The 14,372-nt window shown below is 47.9% G+C and carries 15 protein-coding genes; 8 read left to right on the top strand and 7 right to left on the bottom strand.

Annotated elements, in window-relative coordinates:
- The first annotated feature begins 18 nt into the window (after positions 1 to 18).
- Positions 19 to 2,724: a preprotein translocase subunit SecA gene (secA, locus tag AOY24_RS07990; protein WP_042997929.1), complete on the top strand. Its 2,706-nt coding sequence runs from the start codon at positions 19 to 21 to the stop codon at positions 2,722 to 2,724.
- Positions 2,725 to 2,787: 63 nt separating this feature from the next.
- Entirely contained in the window at positions 2,788 to 3,180 is a 393-nt protein-coding gene (mutT, locus tag AOY24_RS07995) for an 8-oxo-dGTP diphosphatase MutT (protein WP_044255459.1), read from the top strand.
- A 69-nt stretch (positions 3,181 to 3,249) separates the two neighbouring features.
- Here the strand turns inward: mutT and yacG are convergent, their stop codons facing one another.
- From yacG to coaE, 3 genes are read right to left on the bottom strand one after another with little or no spacing between them, the layout of a single operon-like run.
- Positions 3,250 to 3,444, bottom strand: a complete 195-nt coding sequence (yacG, locus tag AOY24_RS08000) for a DNA gyrase inhibitor YacG (protein ID WP_042997927.1) — start codon at positions 3,442 to 3,444, stop codon at positions 3,250 to 3,252.
- A gap of 9 nt (positions 3,445 to 3,453) precedes the next feature.
- Positions 3,454 to 4,197 carry a cell division protein ZapD gene (zapD, locus tag AOY24_RS08005; RefSeq protein ID WP_042997926.1) on the bottom strand — a complete coding sequence of 248 codons (744 nt, stop codon included), beginning with the start codon at positions 4,195 to 4,197 and terminating at the stop codon, positions 3,454 to 3,456.
- Entirely contained in the window at positions 4,197 to 4,817 is a 621-nt protein-coding gene (gene coaE, locus AOY24_RS08010; RefSeq protein WP_044267409.1) for a dephospho-CoA kinase, read from the bottom strand. Before coaE ends, zapD begins: the two co-directional genes overlap by 1 nt.
- A gap of 225 nt (positions 4,818 to 5,042) precedes the next feature.
- On the opposite strand from coaE, the gene AOY24_RS08015 reads away from it, so the two are divergent.
- Complete coding sequence (locus AOY24_RS08015) at positions 5,043 to 6,086, top strand: GMP reductase (protein ID WP_042997924.1); 1,044 nt, start codon at positions 5,043 to 5,045, stop codon at positions 6,084 to 6,086.
- A 56-nt stretch (positions 6,087 to 6,142) separates the two neighbouring features.
- Here the strand turns inward: AOY24_RS08015 and hofC are convergent, their stop codons facing one another.
- From hofC to ppdD, 3 genes are read right to left on the bottom strand one after another with little or no spacing between them, the layout of a single operon-like run.
- Entirely contained in the window at positions 6,143 to 7,345 is a 1,203-nt protein-coding gene (gene hofC / locus AOY24_RS08020; RefSeq protein WP_042997923.1) for a protein transport protein HofC, read from the bottom strand.
- Positions 7,335 to 8,720 (bottom strand): type II secretion system protein GspE, encoded by a 1,386-nt coding sequence (gene gspE / locus AOY24_RS08025; protein ID WP_054176451.1) that lies wholly within the window; start codon positions 8,718 to 8,720, stop codon positions 7,335 to 7,337. Before gspE ends, hofC begins: the two co-directional genes overlap by 11 nt.
- Before the next feature lie 9 nt (positions 8,721 to 8,729).
- Positions 8,730 to 9,131: a prepilin peptidase-dependent pilin gene (gene ppdD / locus AOY24_RS08030; protein WP_044329319.1), complete on the bottom strand. Its 402-nt coding sequence runs from the start codon at positions 9,129 to 9,131 to the stop codon at positions 8,730 to 8,732.
- A 40-nt stretch (positions 9,132 to 9,171) separates the two neighbouring features.
- Between ppdD and AOY24_RS08035 the strand changes: the two genes are divergently transcribed.
- Together AOY24_RS08035 and AOY24_RS08040 are read left to right on the top strand one after the other, a co-directional pair.
- Positions 9,172 to 10,734, top strand: a complete 1,563-nt coding sequence (locus AOY24_RS08035; protein ID WP_072185379.1) for a recombinase family protein — start codon at positions 9,172 to 9,174, stop codon at positions 10,732 to 10,734.
- A gap of 929 nt (positions 10,735 to 11,663) precedes the next feature.
- Positions 11,664 to 12,161 (top strand): hypothetical protein, encoded by a 498-nt coding sequence (locus tag AOY24_RS08040; protein ID WP_046624240.1) that lies wholly within the window; start codon positions 11,664 to 11,666, stop codon positions 12,159 to 12,161.
- A 238-nt stretch (positions 12,162 to 12,399) separates the two neighbouring features.
- Here AOY24_RS08040 and AOY24_RS08045 read toward each other — a convergent pair whose 3' ends face one another.
- A complete protein-coding gene (locus tag AOY24_RS08045) occupies positions 12,400 to 13,014 on the bottom strand; it encodes an XRE family transcriptional regulator (RefSeq protein ID WP_052746233.1) in 615 nt (204 codons plus the stop codon).
- A 102-nt stretch (positions 13,015 to 13,116) separates the two neighbouring features.
- Between AOY24_RS08045 and AOY24_RS08050 the strand changes: the two genes are divergently transcribed.
- Genes AOY24_RS08050 through AOY24_RS08060 form a run of 3 tightly spaced genes read left to right on the top strand, consistent with a single transcriptional unit; the run spans position 13,117 to position 14,338 of the window.
- Positions 13,117 to 13,389: a helix-turn-helix transcriptional regulator gene (locus tag AOY24_RS08050; protein ID WP_046624238.1), complete on the top strand. Its 273-nt coding sequence runs from the start codon at positions 13,117 to 13,119 to the stop codon at positions 13,387 to 13,389.
- A gap of 9 nt (positions 13,390 to 13,398) precedes the next feature.
- Positions 13,399 to 13,959, top strand: a complete 561-nt coding sequence (locus AOY24_RS08055) for a hypothetical protein (RefSeq protein WP_054176452.1) — start codon at positions 13,399 to 13,401, stop codon at positions 13,957 to 13,959.
- A 22-nt stretch (positions 13,960 to 13,981) separates the two neighbouring features.
- Entirely contained in the window at positions 13,982 to 14,338 is a 357-nt protein-coding gene (locus AOY24_RS08060; RefSeq protein ID WP_046624236.1) for a hypothetical protein, read from the top strand.
- Positions 14,339 to 14,372: the final 34 nt, after the last annotated feature.

Here is a 14,372-nt window from a genome sequence, read left to right on the forward strand (position 1 = left end):
GGCGTTTGAGATTTCAATATGCTAATCAAATTATTAACGAAAGTATTCGGTAGCCGTAACGATCGTACGTTACGTCGTATGCGTAAAGCGGTTGCAGTGATCAATGCCATGGAACCGGAGATGGAAAAACTCTCCGATGACGAACTGAAAGCGAAAACCGGTGAATTCCGTGCGCGTCTGGAAAAAGGCGAAAGCGTGGAGAGTCTGATCCCGGAAGCGTTTGCTGTCGTACGTGAAGCCAGTAAGCGCGTTTTCGGCATGCGTCACTTCGACGTTCAGTTGCTCGGTGGGATGGTCCTTAACGATCGCTGCATCGCGGAAATGCGTACCGGTGAAGGTAAAACCCTGACTGCAACGCTGCCAGCTTACCTGAACGCACTAAGCGGCAAAGGTGTTCACGTGGTTACCGTGAACGACTATCTGGCGCAGCGTGACGCCGAAAACAACCGTCCGCTGTTCGAATTCCTCGGTATGACCGTCGGGATCAACCTGCCGGGTATGCCTGCGCCAGCCAAGCGCGAAGCCTACGCCGCCGACATTACTTATGGCACCAATAACGAATATGGCTTTGACTACCTGCGTGACAACATGGCGTTCAGCCCTGAAGAACGCGTACAGCGTAAACTGCACTATGCGCTGGTGGATGAGGTCGACTCCATCCTCATCGATGAGGCGCGTACGCCGCTGATCATTTCCGGCCCGGCTGAAGACAGCTCGGAAATGTACAAGAAAGTGAACAAAATCATCCCGCACCTGATTCGTCAGGAAAAAGAAGATTCTGACAGCTTCCAGGGTGAAGGTCACTTCTCTGTGGATGAAAAAGCGCGCCAGGTTAACCTGACTGAACGTGGTCTGGTACTGATTGAAGAACTGCTGGTGAAAGAAGGCATCATGGATGAAGGCGAGTCTCTGTACTCTCCGGGCAACATTATGCTGATGCACCACGTGACCGCAGCGCTGCGCGCGCACGCGCTGTTCACCCGCGACGTTGACTACATCGTAAAAGACGGCGAAGTTATCATCGTTGACGAACACACCGGTCGTACCATGCAGGGCCGTCGCTGGTCTGATGGTCTGCACCAGGCTGTTGAAGCGAAAGAGGGCGTGGATATCCAGAACGAGAACCAGACGCTGGCCTCGATCACCTTCCAGAACTACTTCCGTCTGTATGAAAAACTGGCCGGTATGACCGGTACGGCAGATACCGAAGCGTTCGAATTTAGCTCAATCTATAAACTGGATACCGTAGTGGTGCCGACCAACCGTCCGATGATCCGTAAAGATATGCCGGATCTGGTCTACATGACCGAAGCGGAAAAAATTCAGGCCATTATTGAAGATATTAAAGAGCGTACCGCCAATGGTCAGCCGGTACTGGTGGGGACTATCTCCATTGAGAAATCCGAAGTGGTTTCTAACGAACTGACCAAAGCGGGCATCAAGCACAACGTTCTGAACGCAAAATTCCACGCCAACGAAGCGGCCATCGTCGCGCAGGCGGGCTACCCGGCGGCGGTGACCATCGCCACCAACATGGCTGGTCGTGGTACCGATATTGTGCTGGGCGGTAGCTGGCAGGCTGAAGTGGCCGCGCTGGAAAACCCAACGCCAGAACAGATTGCACAGATTAAAGCCGACTGGCAGGTTCGCCACGAAGCGGTGCTGGCGTCCGGTGGTCTGCACATCATCGGTACTGAGCGTCATGAATCTCGCCGTATCGATAACCAGTTGCGTGGTCGTTCCGGTCGTCAGGGTGATGCGGGTTCTTCGCGTTTCTACCTGTCAATGGAAGATGCGTTGATGCGTATTTTTGCCTCTGACCGCGTGTCCGGCATGATGCGTAAACTGGGGATGAAACCGGGCGAGGCCATTGAGCACCCGTGGGTCACCAAAGCGATTGCTAACGCGCAGCGTAAAGTGGAAAGCCGCAACTTCGATATTCGTAAGCAACTGCTGGAATACGATGATGTTGCCAACGATCAGCGTCGTGCGATCTATACCCAGCGTAACGAACTGTTGGATGTAAGCGACGTTAGTGAAACTATCAACAGCATTCGTGAAGACGTGTTCAAAGCCACGATTGATGCTTACATTCCGCCGCAGTCTCTGGAAGAAATGTGGGATATCCCGGGTCTGCAGGAACGCCTGAAAAATGACTTCGATCTGGAGATGCCGATCGCAGAATGGCTGGATAAAGAACCAGAACTGCATGAAGAGACACTGCGTGAGCGTATTCTGGCGCAGGCCATCGACGTGTATCAGCGCAAAGAAGAAGTGGTTGGCGCAGAGATGATGCGTCACTTCGAAAAAGGCGTCATGCTGCAAACGCTTGATTCCCTGTGGAAAGAGCACCTGGCGGCGATGGATTACCTGCGTCAGGGCATCCATCTGCGTGGCTATGCGCAGAAAGATCCGAAGCAGGAATATAAGCGCGAATCCTTCTCGATGTTTGCCTCTATGCTGGAATCACTGAAATACGAAGTGATCAGTACGCTGAGCAAAGTTCAGGTTCGCATGCCGGAAGAAGTTGAAGCCATGGAGCAGCAGCGTCGTGAAGAGGCGGAGCGTTTAGCGCAGATGCAACAGCTCAGCCATCAGGACGACGACAGCGCTGCGGCGGCCGATCTGGCGGCACAAACGGGCGAGCGTAAAGTAGGTCGTAACGATCCGTGCCCGTGTGGTTCTGGTAAAAAATACAAACAGTGCCACGGCCGTCTGAGCTAAGATCTGCATAATAACGATGTCTGAAGGCGCAGGAAACTGCGCCTTTTTTATGGGTACGACAATATGAAAAAACTGAACATCGCGGTCGGGATTATTCGTAATCCGTATAACGAAATCTTTATCACCCAGCGTGCGGCCGACGCGCATATGGCGAATAAACTGGAATTTCCAGGCGGAAAGATTGAGGCGGGAGAGACGCCGGAGCAGGCGCTGAGCCGCGAGCTACAGGAAGAGGTGGGCATTACGCCGGTAGGTGCCACGCTTTTCGAGAAGCTGGAGTATCAGTTTCCGGACAGGCATATCACGCTGTGGTTCTGGCTGGTGGAAAGCTGGAAAGGTGAACCGTGGGGAAAAGAGGGGCAGCCTGGAAAATGGATTGCCGCCGGGATGTTGCAGGCGGAGGATTTCCCTCCGGCGAATGCGCCCGTGATTGCGAAGTTAAAACAAAACCTGTAGGCCGGATGAGGCGACGCCGACATCCGGTAACGCGCGGTGGGGGCGTATGATCCCCCAGACCGACTCTGTTTACTCTTTCGTTTCGCTCCAGTCGTCGCTGTCGGAAAGATCGCTGCTGCTGGCAATGCGTTTCTCTTCAGCGGCCCATTCACCTAAATCGATCAACTGACAACGTTTGGAACAAAACGGACGGAATGGACTGACTTCACCCCATACAACCGTTTTGCCACAGGTGGGGCAATTTACGGTGATCGTCTCAGACATCTTAACTCCTTAACAGCAGGCCAGTTCGAAATCGAGGCGCTCAGGCACCACGCCATTGTCGCTATCGAGCGGCATAAAACGGATCGCAAAACGGCTCTTGTGGCCGGAAATTTGCGGATAAAGCTGTAAACCCAACGGCAACTGCAGGCGCAGTAAGTCTGCGTCTTCCCCGTTGTCCTGATAAAAGCCGTTCAGGCTGGTTTGTTTACGAAACGGTGCCGAGTTACGAATTAAATCAAGGATCAGAGTCAGCGCCTGAGTCAGCGGGTGCAGGCTGGCAAGCCAGCTATCGACCTGCGCATCGCGCTGTGCCTGTGGCATATGCAGCCAGATATGCAGCGTCGGTAAATCAAAGCTGCAACAACCGCCGGGAATACTCAGACGCTGGCGGACCAGGGCAATCAGCCGATCCTCACGTAAAAATTGTCCCATGCGCGGCGCGGAAATCAAAATACTGCCGGCCGTTTTTAACTGCTGGCGCAGAGCATCAATACGGCTCTGGTCGACGCCCGGGACTTCTGTCCATGCCTGAAGTTTACGCTGCTGGCGCTCAAGCTCTTTCAGTAATTCTGTACGCACTTCACCACGTTCGAATACGTCCAACAAATCTCCGGCATTGCGAAAGAAATGCAGAGCATCTGAACTCTCTGCAATCGGTAAGCGTGCAGAGAGTTGTTGAACCAAAAACTCAATGCGCAACCACGTGCGCATCTTCTCATTGAGAGGGTGTTCAAAAAGGACCTGGGTGTGCATTACGGTTTTTCCTGTGAGACAAACTGCGACGCAAGCTGGAGATAACGTGCGTGCAGGCGGGCGACATCCGACATGATGGAATCTGGTGCGCCATTATTATCAATAACATCGTCTGCCACGGCAAGGCGTGCTTCACGCGTCGCCTGAGCAGCGAGAATCTGTTCAACGTGTGCGCGCGTAACGTCATCGCGCTGCATGGTCCGGGCAAGCTGCGTCTCGGGGGTGACATCCACCACGAGCACGCGATTGGCCTGGCGATAAAGGCCGTTTTCAACCAGTAATGGCACCACCCACAGCACATATGCAGACGTCGCCTGTTGCAACTGACGTTGGGTCTCCTGCTGGATGAGCGGATGAAGCAAGGCACTGAGCCAGGCCTTCTCTTGCGGATCAGCAAAAATCCGTTCGCGAAGCAGTCGACGATGCAGCGTGCCGTCTGCGGCAATCAGTTCAGGGCCAAAATGCGCCGCAATCGCATCCAGCGCAGGCTTGCCCGGTTCGACCACCTGGCGGGCAATAATATCGGCGTCAATTATCTGAATTCCGAGGTCAGCAAAGGCATTCGCAACGGTGCTTTTACCACTGCCAATGCCGCCAGTTAAGGCTACTGTATACCTCATAAGCTCGGTTCCCGGGAATTCATTATGATAATCAATTGGTTGAAAGTTGAACGTACACTGGCGATGATGACTCTGGGCGTGCCCGCTATTCGCCAGGTAAATTTATGGGATTGTAGCGTAAAAAAAGAGAATTTCGCAGTCTTGCGCGGCATTGATTAGTGCGTATGATAGCGTCACTGGAGTTGCGCTCTCATACTAATAGCCCTTAACCCCAGGAATCCGCACATGCGTATTGAAGAAGATCTGAAGTTAGGTTTTAAAGACGTTCTTATCCGCCCTAAGCGTTCTACCCTTAAAAGTCGTTCCGATGTTGAGCTGGAACGTCAATTCACCTTTAAACATTCAGGTCAGACCTGGTCCGGCGTACCTATTATTGCTGCCAACATGGATACCGTCGGGACATTTGCGATGGCAACGGCTCTTGCCTCTTTCGATGTGCTGACCGCCGTTCATAAGCATTACACCGTTGAAGACTGGACGGCTTTTGTGAGCTCGGCATCAGCCGATGTACTCAAGCACGTCATGGTCTCTACTGGTACGTCCGATGCGGATTTCGAGAAGACCAAACAGATTCTGGCGTTGGATCCGGCACTGAACTTTGTCTGCATCGATGTTGCCAATGGCTACTCCGAACACTTTGTTCAGTTCGTGTCGAAAGCGCGTGAAGCCTGGCCGACCAAAACCATCTGCGCCGGTAACGTGGTCACGGGCGAAATGTGTGAGGAACTGGTTCTGTCTGGCGCGGATATCGTTAAAGTTGGTATTGGTCCGGGCTCTGTCTGCACTACGCGTGTGAAAACCGGTGTTGGTTATCCGCAACTGTCTGCGGTGATCGAGTGTGCTGATGCGGCGCACGGTCTGGGTGGAATGATTGTCAGCGATGGCGGTTGTACCATGCCTGGTGATGTGGCGAAAGCATTCGGTGGCGGCGCTGATTTCGTGATGCTTGGCGGTATGCTGGCCGGTCACGAAGAGAGTGGCGGTAAAATCGTTGAAGAAAACGGCGAAAAATTCATGCTGTTCTACGGCATGAGCTCTGAATCCGCCATGACCCGTCATGTCGGCGGCGTTGCGCAGTATCGCGCTGCGGAAGGGAAAACCGTCAAGCTGCCGCTGCGTGGCCCGGTGGAGAACACCGCGCGTGATATTCTCGGCGGCCTGCGTTCAGCCTGTACCTACGTCGGTGCCTCTCGTTTGAAAGAGCTGACCAAACGTACGACGTTTATCCGGGTTCAGGAACAAGAAAACCGCGTTTTCAATAGCCTGTAACCCTCCTCAGGAACTGGCGCTGCATTGAGCGCCAGTTCTGCTGTCGACTTCCTTCGTTATCCCACGCCACTCATCGCATCGCCCAGATGGAAAATCGGTAAATACATCGCCACGACCAGTGTGCCGATGATAAGCCCTGTAATCACCAGCAGCGCGGGTTCCAGTAGTGCCGCCAGGTTGTCAGCCATCGCCTGAGTATGTTCATCATGATGACGGGCAAGGCTGCGCAACATGATATCCAGCGAGCCAGAGGCTTCTCCGGTCCTGACCAGTTGCAGACATAATGGGCTAAATTCTTCCGCATTTTTGAGTGCCTGCCAGACGGGCACGCCGGTACTGATATCGTGCTGTACCTGGGCCAGGCGCAGTGCCCAGTAAGGGCACTGAATCGTCTCTTTCACACTCTCAAGCGCGGGTAAAAATGCGATCCCCGCCGTCTGCGTTAGCGCGAGGATGGTAAAAATTTGTGTGAGCTTCTGACCCCTTATCAACTGGCCCATCACGGGCATGCGGAGTAATCCTCTCTGGCGCAGCATTTGCCAGCCGGGCTTTCGGCTCAGCAGGCTGTTGGTTGCAATTAGCATGACGAGCATCAGGACAATCAGCCCACTCCAGCGATGACTCCAGTCGGCAAACGCGATGATCCCCTGAGTGAGAGCAGGTAGCGGCGTGTTAAAGGTCCGGTAAATGGCGGCAAATTCAGGCAGGACAAAGTGGAGCATCGCCACCACCACCATGACCGCCATCGTTAAAATAATGATGGGGTAGCGCAGTGCTTTTTTGACCTTATCGGTTAACTGTTTTTGCGCCTTCTGCTGCCGGGCGAGTTCAAAGCAGCATTCATCCAGTTTCCCGGTTAACTCTCCGGTGCGTATCATCGCCTGATACAGCGGTGGAAACACGTCAGGCCACTGCGCCAGCGCGCTGGAGAGCGGCGTACCGTGTTCCAGTTCGTTTGCAAGGCTCCCTAACAGGGCTTGCCACTGCTTGCTTGGTTGCTGTCCGGCAAGCAATTCCAGCCCTTCAGACAACGTTAGCCCCGCTTTTAGCAGCGTAGCGAGCTGGTGAATCACTTCCGTGGATTTGTCATGGCGCCAGAGCGCACGCTTTACGCGTAAGGATTTCACGCGCAAAGGTATTATCTGATGCTGTTCAAGTTCCTGCATCAACACGAGTCGGTTTTCCGCCCAACGGGTTCCCTCTCCGGGCAGGCCATCGTGATTCATTCCCTGCCAGTACCACAGCTTTTTAGTGATCATCTGGCATACCCAGAATGCGCACCAGTTCCTCAAACGTCGTCAGCCCTTGATCGACGGCGCGGCATCCGCTTTCAAAGAGCGTGCTCATTCCTGCCTGTTTTGCATGGGCTTCCAGCGTTGCGGCTGAGGCGTCGTTGGCAATCTGATGACGCAGTTCAGCGGTGATCGCAAGTAATTCAAACAACGCTGCACGACCATAGAAGCCGTGATAGCAGTGTTCGCAGCCAACCGCCTGCCAGCGGGGTAGCGGCGTTGGGTACCATGCGGGCGGTAAGCGAAGGGGATCGTCACTCAGCCGTCGACAGTGCGGACACAGTTTTCTGACCAGCCGTTGCGCGACCACTAAGGTTAACGCGGAAGAGAGCATCCAGCGCGCCACCCCCATCTGCTGTAAGCGTACCAGCGCTTCGCAGGTTGAGTTGGTATGCAGCGTGGAAAGCACCAGATGCCCGGTCTGTGCGGCCTTAATAGCAATTTCTGCGGTTTCGCCGTCGCGGATCTCACCTACCATGATGACATCCGGATCCTGGCGTAGCAGTGCCCGCAAGACGCCCTGAAAGGTCAGCCCGGCACGGGGATGGATCTGCGTCTGATTGATACCGTCGAGGGGAATCTCCACCGGATCCTCAACACTGCACAGATTCACCTCCGGTGCGTTTCGCGTTTGCAGCGCGCTATAAAGCGTTACCGTTTTACCGCTACCCGTGGGGCCAGTGACGAGGATCAGCCCCTGAGGTTGTTGCAGGGCGTGGAGGAAGGTAGAGAGTTGCGTGTCGTGCATACCCAGCGTGCAGGCATCCAGTGCCTGATTTACCTGATGCAGCAACCGTAGCACTACCTTTTCGCCATAACGACAGGGAAGGGTGGCGATACGAAACGAGACGGCAGCGCCGTTCAACTCAATGGTAAATTGCCCGTCCTGCGGCAAGCGGTGTTCCGCGATATCCAGATGGCTTAACACTTTCAAACGTGCTGTCAGGGCGATACCGGTCTCTTTGGCGATATTGGGTAAGCTATGTAGCACGCCGTCCACGCGTAAGCGGAGACGGACGTGATGCTCTGCAGGCTCTATGTGGATATCTGAGGCCCGTTTCGCCAGCGCACTTTGTAATGTGTTATCCAGTAAAACCGCCGCGCTGACGCTGCTCTCAGGCACCACGGACGGCAGCGCGGGTGAGGCGTGATGCTGGTGTTGCTCCATTTGCTGGCGCGTCCAGCAGGCAATCTCAATGCGGCGAGTCGTGGCAAAATGCAGGGCGTCCAGCAGTTCATGAGAAGGGGCATCTTCGACGGCAATGTGTACCACATCGTTATTGGCATCAAGTAATATCCCCTGGTAGCGCTGGCACAGCGCGCTGAGTTGCGTCGTGTTCATGGCGCTTCCTTAATGGCTATCGAAGCGAAAGACGTCTTCGCAGGCCTGTTTTAACGCGCTGTCATTCTGGATGTTGCAGTTACGCGTCCAGCCCGTAATGCCTTCTGCTTTGTCCCACCCAGGGGTCATGATGACGCTAAGCCCGTTCAGACTTTCCTGGCCAGTAAGCGAAACCACTCCATTTTCGACGCTCATTCCTGAGACATAGCGCGTTGTTGTGGGAGAGGGAATCCCGTTGACGCTTGCGTCGCAGGTGTCTGTGCCACCATGCTCCAGGGCGCAGAGTTCTACAGCAGTGCGGTAGGGGACAAAGGTTTGCAGCATATCCGTTAGCGCCGCTTTGCGCAGATAGTTCTGATAGGCCGGAATGCCGATGGCGCTGAGGATGGCAATAATGCCGATCACCACCATGATATACTGCTTATTACTGTTGTGATCTTAGGAAAATTAAATGAAAAAAGCGGTGTATTGCTATGCTCGCGTCAGTTCGAGAGGACAAGCTAAAGATGGCTATGGTATGTCGAGACAGCAAGAAATGCTGCGAGATTACGTTGCTGCATACGATGATTCTCAACATAACCGTGGCTATGAGTTGGGGGACATAAGTTGGTTGTATGCTGAAGGTGTGTCTGCGTATAGCGGAAAAAATATCGAAGATGGTTCTGTACTGAAAACCTTTATAGATGATGTGTTACAGAAGAAGATCACTAATTCCGTATTAGTCATTGAAAACCTTGACCGTTTTAGTAGAGCCGCACCGAACCGAGCAGCAGGGTTGTTCTTGAGTCTGATTAATGCAGGATGCGATATCCATGAGGTGGAAACAGAAATGATACATCACCAATATAGTGATCTGAATATTATTTCAGGCGGCTTACAGCGAGCACATAATGAAAGTAAACGCAAAGCTCGTTTAAGTATTAAAAATTGGGATGAAAGAATAAAAAACACCATCGACGGAACGTCTGTTTTAACTCATCGCGTGCCATCCTGGATTGAAGTAAAAAATAACAAATATGTATTAAAAAAAGGTGAGTCAGAAAAGTACAATCTTATTTTTAAAATGTATGCTGACGGGTTTGGGCCTGCAGCAATCCGTGATGAGCTAAAAAAGAGAGGAATGCAGATAAATGAAAGAGAACCAACAATCAATCATTTAATGAAAATAATTAAAGATCAGAGGCTTATAGGTAGGTTTAATTCTACAGGGCGTAAAATTTTAGATGGTATGTCTATCTACCCTGTCGTTGTTGAACCAGAATTATTTGAAGCGGTTAATGATTTAAGAAAGCAAAGAAATCCATTAGGGAAGATAAATGTAAAGGCAAATAATTTATTTGCAGGTTTATGCATATGTATGAATTGTGGAAGATATGTGCAAGTTAACAGTGTTGATAAAAAAGGTGATACATATTTTCGATGTGGCGGAAGCCTTGTAAAAATAGATAAATGTAAAGAGAGAGGTTTTAAGTACAAGATTGTAGAGAATGCGTTACTAGAACATCTCAGGAATTTTGACTTCTCTATGCTGAGAAGTGATGATAATGACATACAGGTTAAAATAAACTATCTTTCAATGGAGTTAGTTTCTAATGAAAAATACAGCAATGAAATTCTAGCTGATCTTGAAAAAGAAGACATACCTGACCCTAATGATAGGCGTATACTGAAAAACATTCAACGTCGTATTAGTGAGATCCGAAATGAAATTACTATACTGAAACAATTAAATATTGGCTACGAAACTTTTAATGATCTAAAAGATTCATATACTGATGATTTGCTAGACCCAAAAAATACAAAGTTAAGGCTTGATTTTAATGTAAAGGTTAAGCGTGTTATTAAAAATATAAAAATGAAGCGTTATGATAATACTATCATGCTGGTTGTGAGTTATGTCGGCGTTAATGAGAAACAAGCTATGGTAATTAATAGTAAGACAGGAGAGGTTGTTTTTATGGCAGTGCAAAATGATGATCTAAAATCAATTGAGTACTTAATTAATAATGGTTAAACTATTATTAGTGAAATAAAATCTACTTATATGGTATAATGTTGTAGTAAATACATTGTCGTATTATAAATAAATGAAACGAATTAAAATAATGTGGTATAATATAGATGTAAAACTCTGCTTGATAGTACTGAAGTACTAATGATTAAAAACCTGATCCTATCGAAAATGTAGATGGCAGTTGAGAAGTTCAAGCAGTTCGATGTGCAAATGAGACCCGTACCAATTTCCCGAGCGTTAATCCGATACCAAATACTAAGGAACGCAGGAGTTACGGCAATGCGGCACAATAAAAAAGTACAATAAACAGATAAGTACTTTCTAGATAGACATATAGGTTCGCACCTGAGTAATTTGTTAAGGGAGTTTCTTTAAAACAATGCGATGGATTTTATATAGTATAGAACCATCCAAAATTTAAAGAAACAAGTATTGGTTTGATTGTATAGACTCAGTACTAAGTCGTGTTATGTTTAAAGCACGGACCGTTGCATATGAACTGCGATATGGGAGAATACAGAGCAACCCGCTTCCGTACTCATAGCTTTAGATGGTATTGATCCGTCTAAAATTTGAGTAAATCGCAATACAATATTTCGATGACTATCATCGTCAGAATAAATCAAGTACACAATTCGTGTACTTTTTTATTGTTTTCATCCCCCGAGTGGGGGGATGAAATTTCTAAACAAATCTCGTCAGGAACGATCGTGTTAAACGAAGCAAAGCTAATAAGTATGTTGAAGTACAAGCGGCGATAGCAAGCGAAGTACTTTAACATACTTTAGAGAGTGCTAACGAAGTTAGTACTTGATATTCTTTAATGAAATATGATCAATGTTTCTGCTATGAACTTCTTGTTGTTTTTTTATGAATGAAGTAATCTCATGATAGGTTTGTATATGACTGATAATTGATAGGGGAGTGTAATGAGCAAAAACACTGATGTTGTGCATGATCTTGCAAATACTGACTACAAGAAGTTGATTGAAAGGACTGCTGGGAAGAACTTCAAGTTAACTGATTGTAAAGCTGAGTTTGATAAACTTTTTAAAGAAAATCCTCATGAATTCATTGATCAGTTGAATCGTGTATCAAGAAATCTTTCTCTTGTTGCTCACGAGTACAAGAAGGAGCTTGATGCAAGTAAAGTTGATGATATCAAGCAACAGATTTTGCATTTAGATGAATCAGTAAAGGCTGCTCTGCTTGCTTCTTTAGGTATTAAAAATGGCAAGGCAAAGTCCGGTACTGTAAGAAGTACTAATCAAAGAGAAATCATTAATGTTACCGTTGATGGGAAAATGTACGAGATCAAAAAAACAGGTAACATCAGTGCTGAACTTAAAGAACTGATTAAATCTCAAGGTTTTGACTACAAAGGCGAAGAACGCATGAAGTTCTTTGATAAGTTCGAATCGAGGTAAGATCACTTGCCCCTGATTACTTAGGGTTAAATTATATCCCTCGAACTAAAAGTATTGTCAGTACTCGCCTAATGGGAACCACGCAAAGCAGCGTCCTGATTCCGATTCATAAAATTGCATAGGATGCTGCTAGCGGCGATTGAACCAAGAAGTAGTGCCAACCCATGCCATTGATAGAAAATCGCCTCAGAATTGCATTAAGAACGTATAAAGGGCTTCGTAGGCACAGACTCACAGACTACAAATGATTCAATACTATCAGTACTTCCCCCAGCACATCAAAGGAGGATAGTGAATCCTGATTGACGATCATTGCACTGTATTTGGTGTTATCACTGCTTAAATTGTATCCATCAGGGACTACCTGCACCCGCTTATACAGGTAGCTTCCTTCTTTGTGGAGTACTACCACTTTACCGTCTTTTAACTGCTTATGTTGTTGATCAATAAGTAAAATACTGTCAACTAAGAATGTAGGTTCCATTACATCTGTACTGACCCGTAATGCAGCAAGAGACTTGGCCTTTTCCTGTAAATCAGGGAAAACACCTGAATCCAGTAAAAGGAAATCATCTCTATCAATAAAAGGAATTTTCAACAGTTCTTCGGCTTGGTCTGTGTTTGCCGATTTTGAAAACTCTTTTCCAGTAGCCAGCCATTCAACCGACACGCCACCAGCTTTAGCGAGAAGCACAAGATTCTCAAGCGTAGGGCTTGATACAGCTTGTAGATAATTGTGGACAGTACTGTACCCTATGCCTGCTTTTTTGGCGAAATCTCGCCCTGAACCAGAAGGTACTATCGATTTTAACCTTTCGCTGAACTGTTCAACGCTTTCTTTTTTGCCAGCCATGCACAACCCACCACATTAAAAGGAACTTTGTTCCTCATTTTTATTTGACGAATTCCTTTTAATGATCAATCATGTTCTTAATGTTAGTAATGAGTGGTCATTATGAGTATTCACAACAAGTTAGAATCTCAGATAAAGGAGCAAAATGCTAGTACTGAGAACTGGCATAGGGCCGATATCTTGGCAGCTATCAAGAAGCGAGGAGGAACGTTGGCACAGCTATCCAGAGATAGCGGTTTACATGAAAGAACACTTTACAACGTACTTGAGAGACATTGGCCGAAAGGTGAGCGAATTATTGCCGATTTTATCGGTGTACCCGTTAGTACGATCTGGCCTGAACGCTATGAGAAACTTAACGTAAATGAAATCTGAGGAGAATGTATGTCTGGATTGATCGTTTTCATTATCTGCACAGCAATTTCGGTACTTTTTTATAAGAAAGTTTCAAATCGTAGTAGAAATAGAGGCCATGGAAAGATCAGAGCGTTGATTACATCCTTATCAATGAGTTTCATTGCTTTTATGGTATCTATTGGGATTGGGGCAGGGGTTGTTTCACAAGATAAAAGTACTGATGCAAAGGCTTCAACGGCTGACAATACTGAAAAGGCCAAAACCAATGTTTATAAATGTGATAAGTTCGATGCAATAACACAAACTCGACAGGGAACTAAACGCGATTCTGGTTACTATTCAGATAAAGGTATTTTAGTTGAATATACAATCTCAGATGATAAGTTGATCAGTCGAATGCCAATTCCAGGTGATAAAGATAGTGTGTATACTGCTGAATTCAACGAAATCGCATCAGACGGTTCTCGGAAGTACGGGAATTCATCAAGTAACTATTTTGTATCAGTACTGAATGATAGCACTATAAAAGTAATTGATGTTGAATTTAACCATAATGCAACGATTACACAAATTTGTTCTAAACAATGATTTTATTCAAGGGAAAGAATAGATGAAAAGAGCATTATCAGTACTGTTAATGTTACTCCCATCAGCCACAATTGCGGCTACTATTCCTGACGGTAAAACTGAAACGCCCTTTACTGTTGGCAATGAAGTTATTTGTCTGAAAGAAATCCAAAAGCAAATCACTCCTTATCTCATATCTTTTGAAGAAGAAATCGGGGTTAAATACAAATATGTTGTTAAATCAGGTTTGTCCTACAAAAATACTGTAGGTCTACGATTACAGATTAATCGTGTAGATTCGAGACTCAATGTGCATGTCGCCGATCTGGATTATTACTGGTTAGGGGAACGGGGGAGTATGTGCCAGCCAGAGTATATGGTACTAAATCGCCTCAACTGACCGTAAGTAATGAGGCCATCAGTTTGGCCTCATT

It is taken from the genome of Citrobacter sp. CtB7.12, assembly GCF_001297795.1.
GTDB classification, from domain to species: domain Bacteria; phylum Pseudomonadota; class Gammaproteobacteria; order Enterobacterales; family Enterobacteriaceae; genus Citrobacter_A; species Citrobacter_A amalonaticus.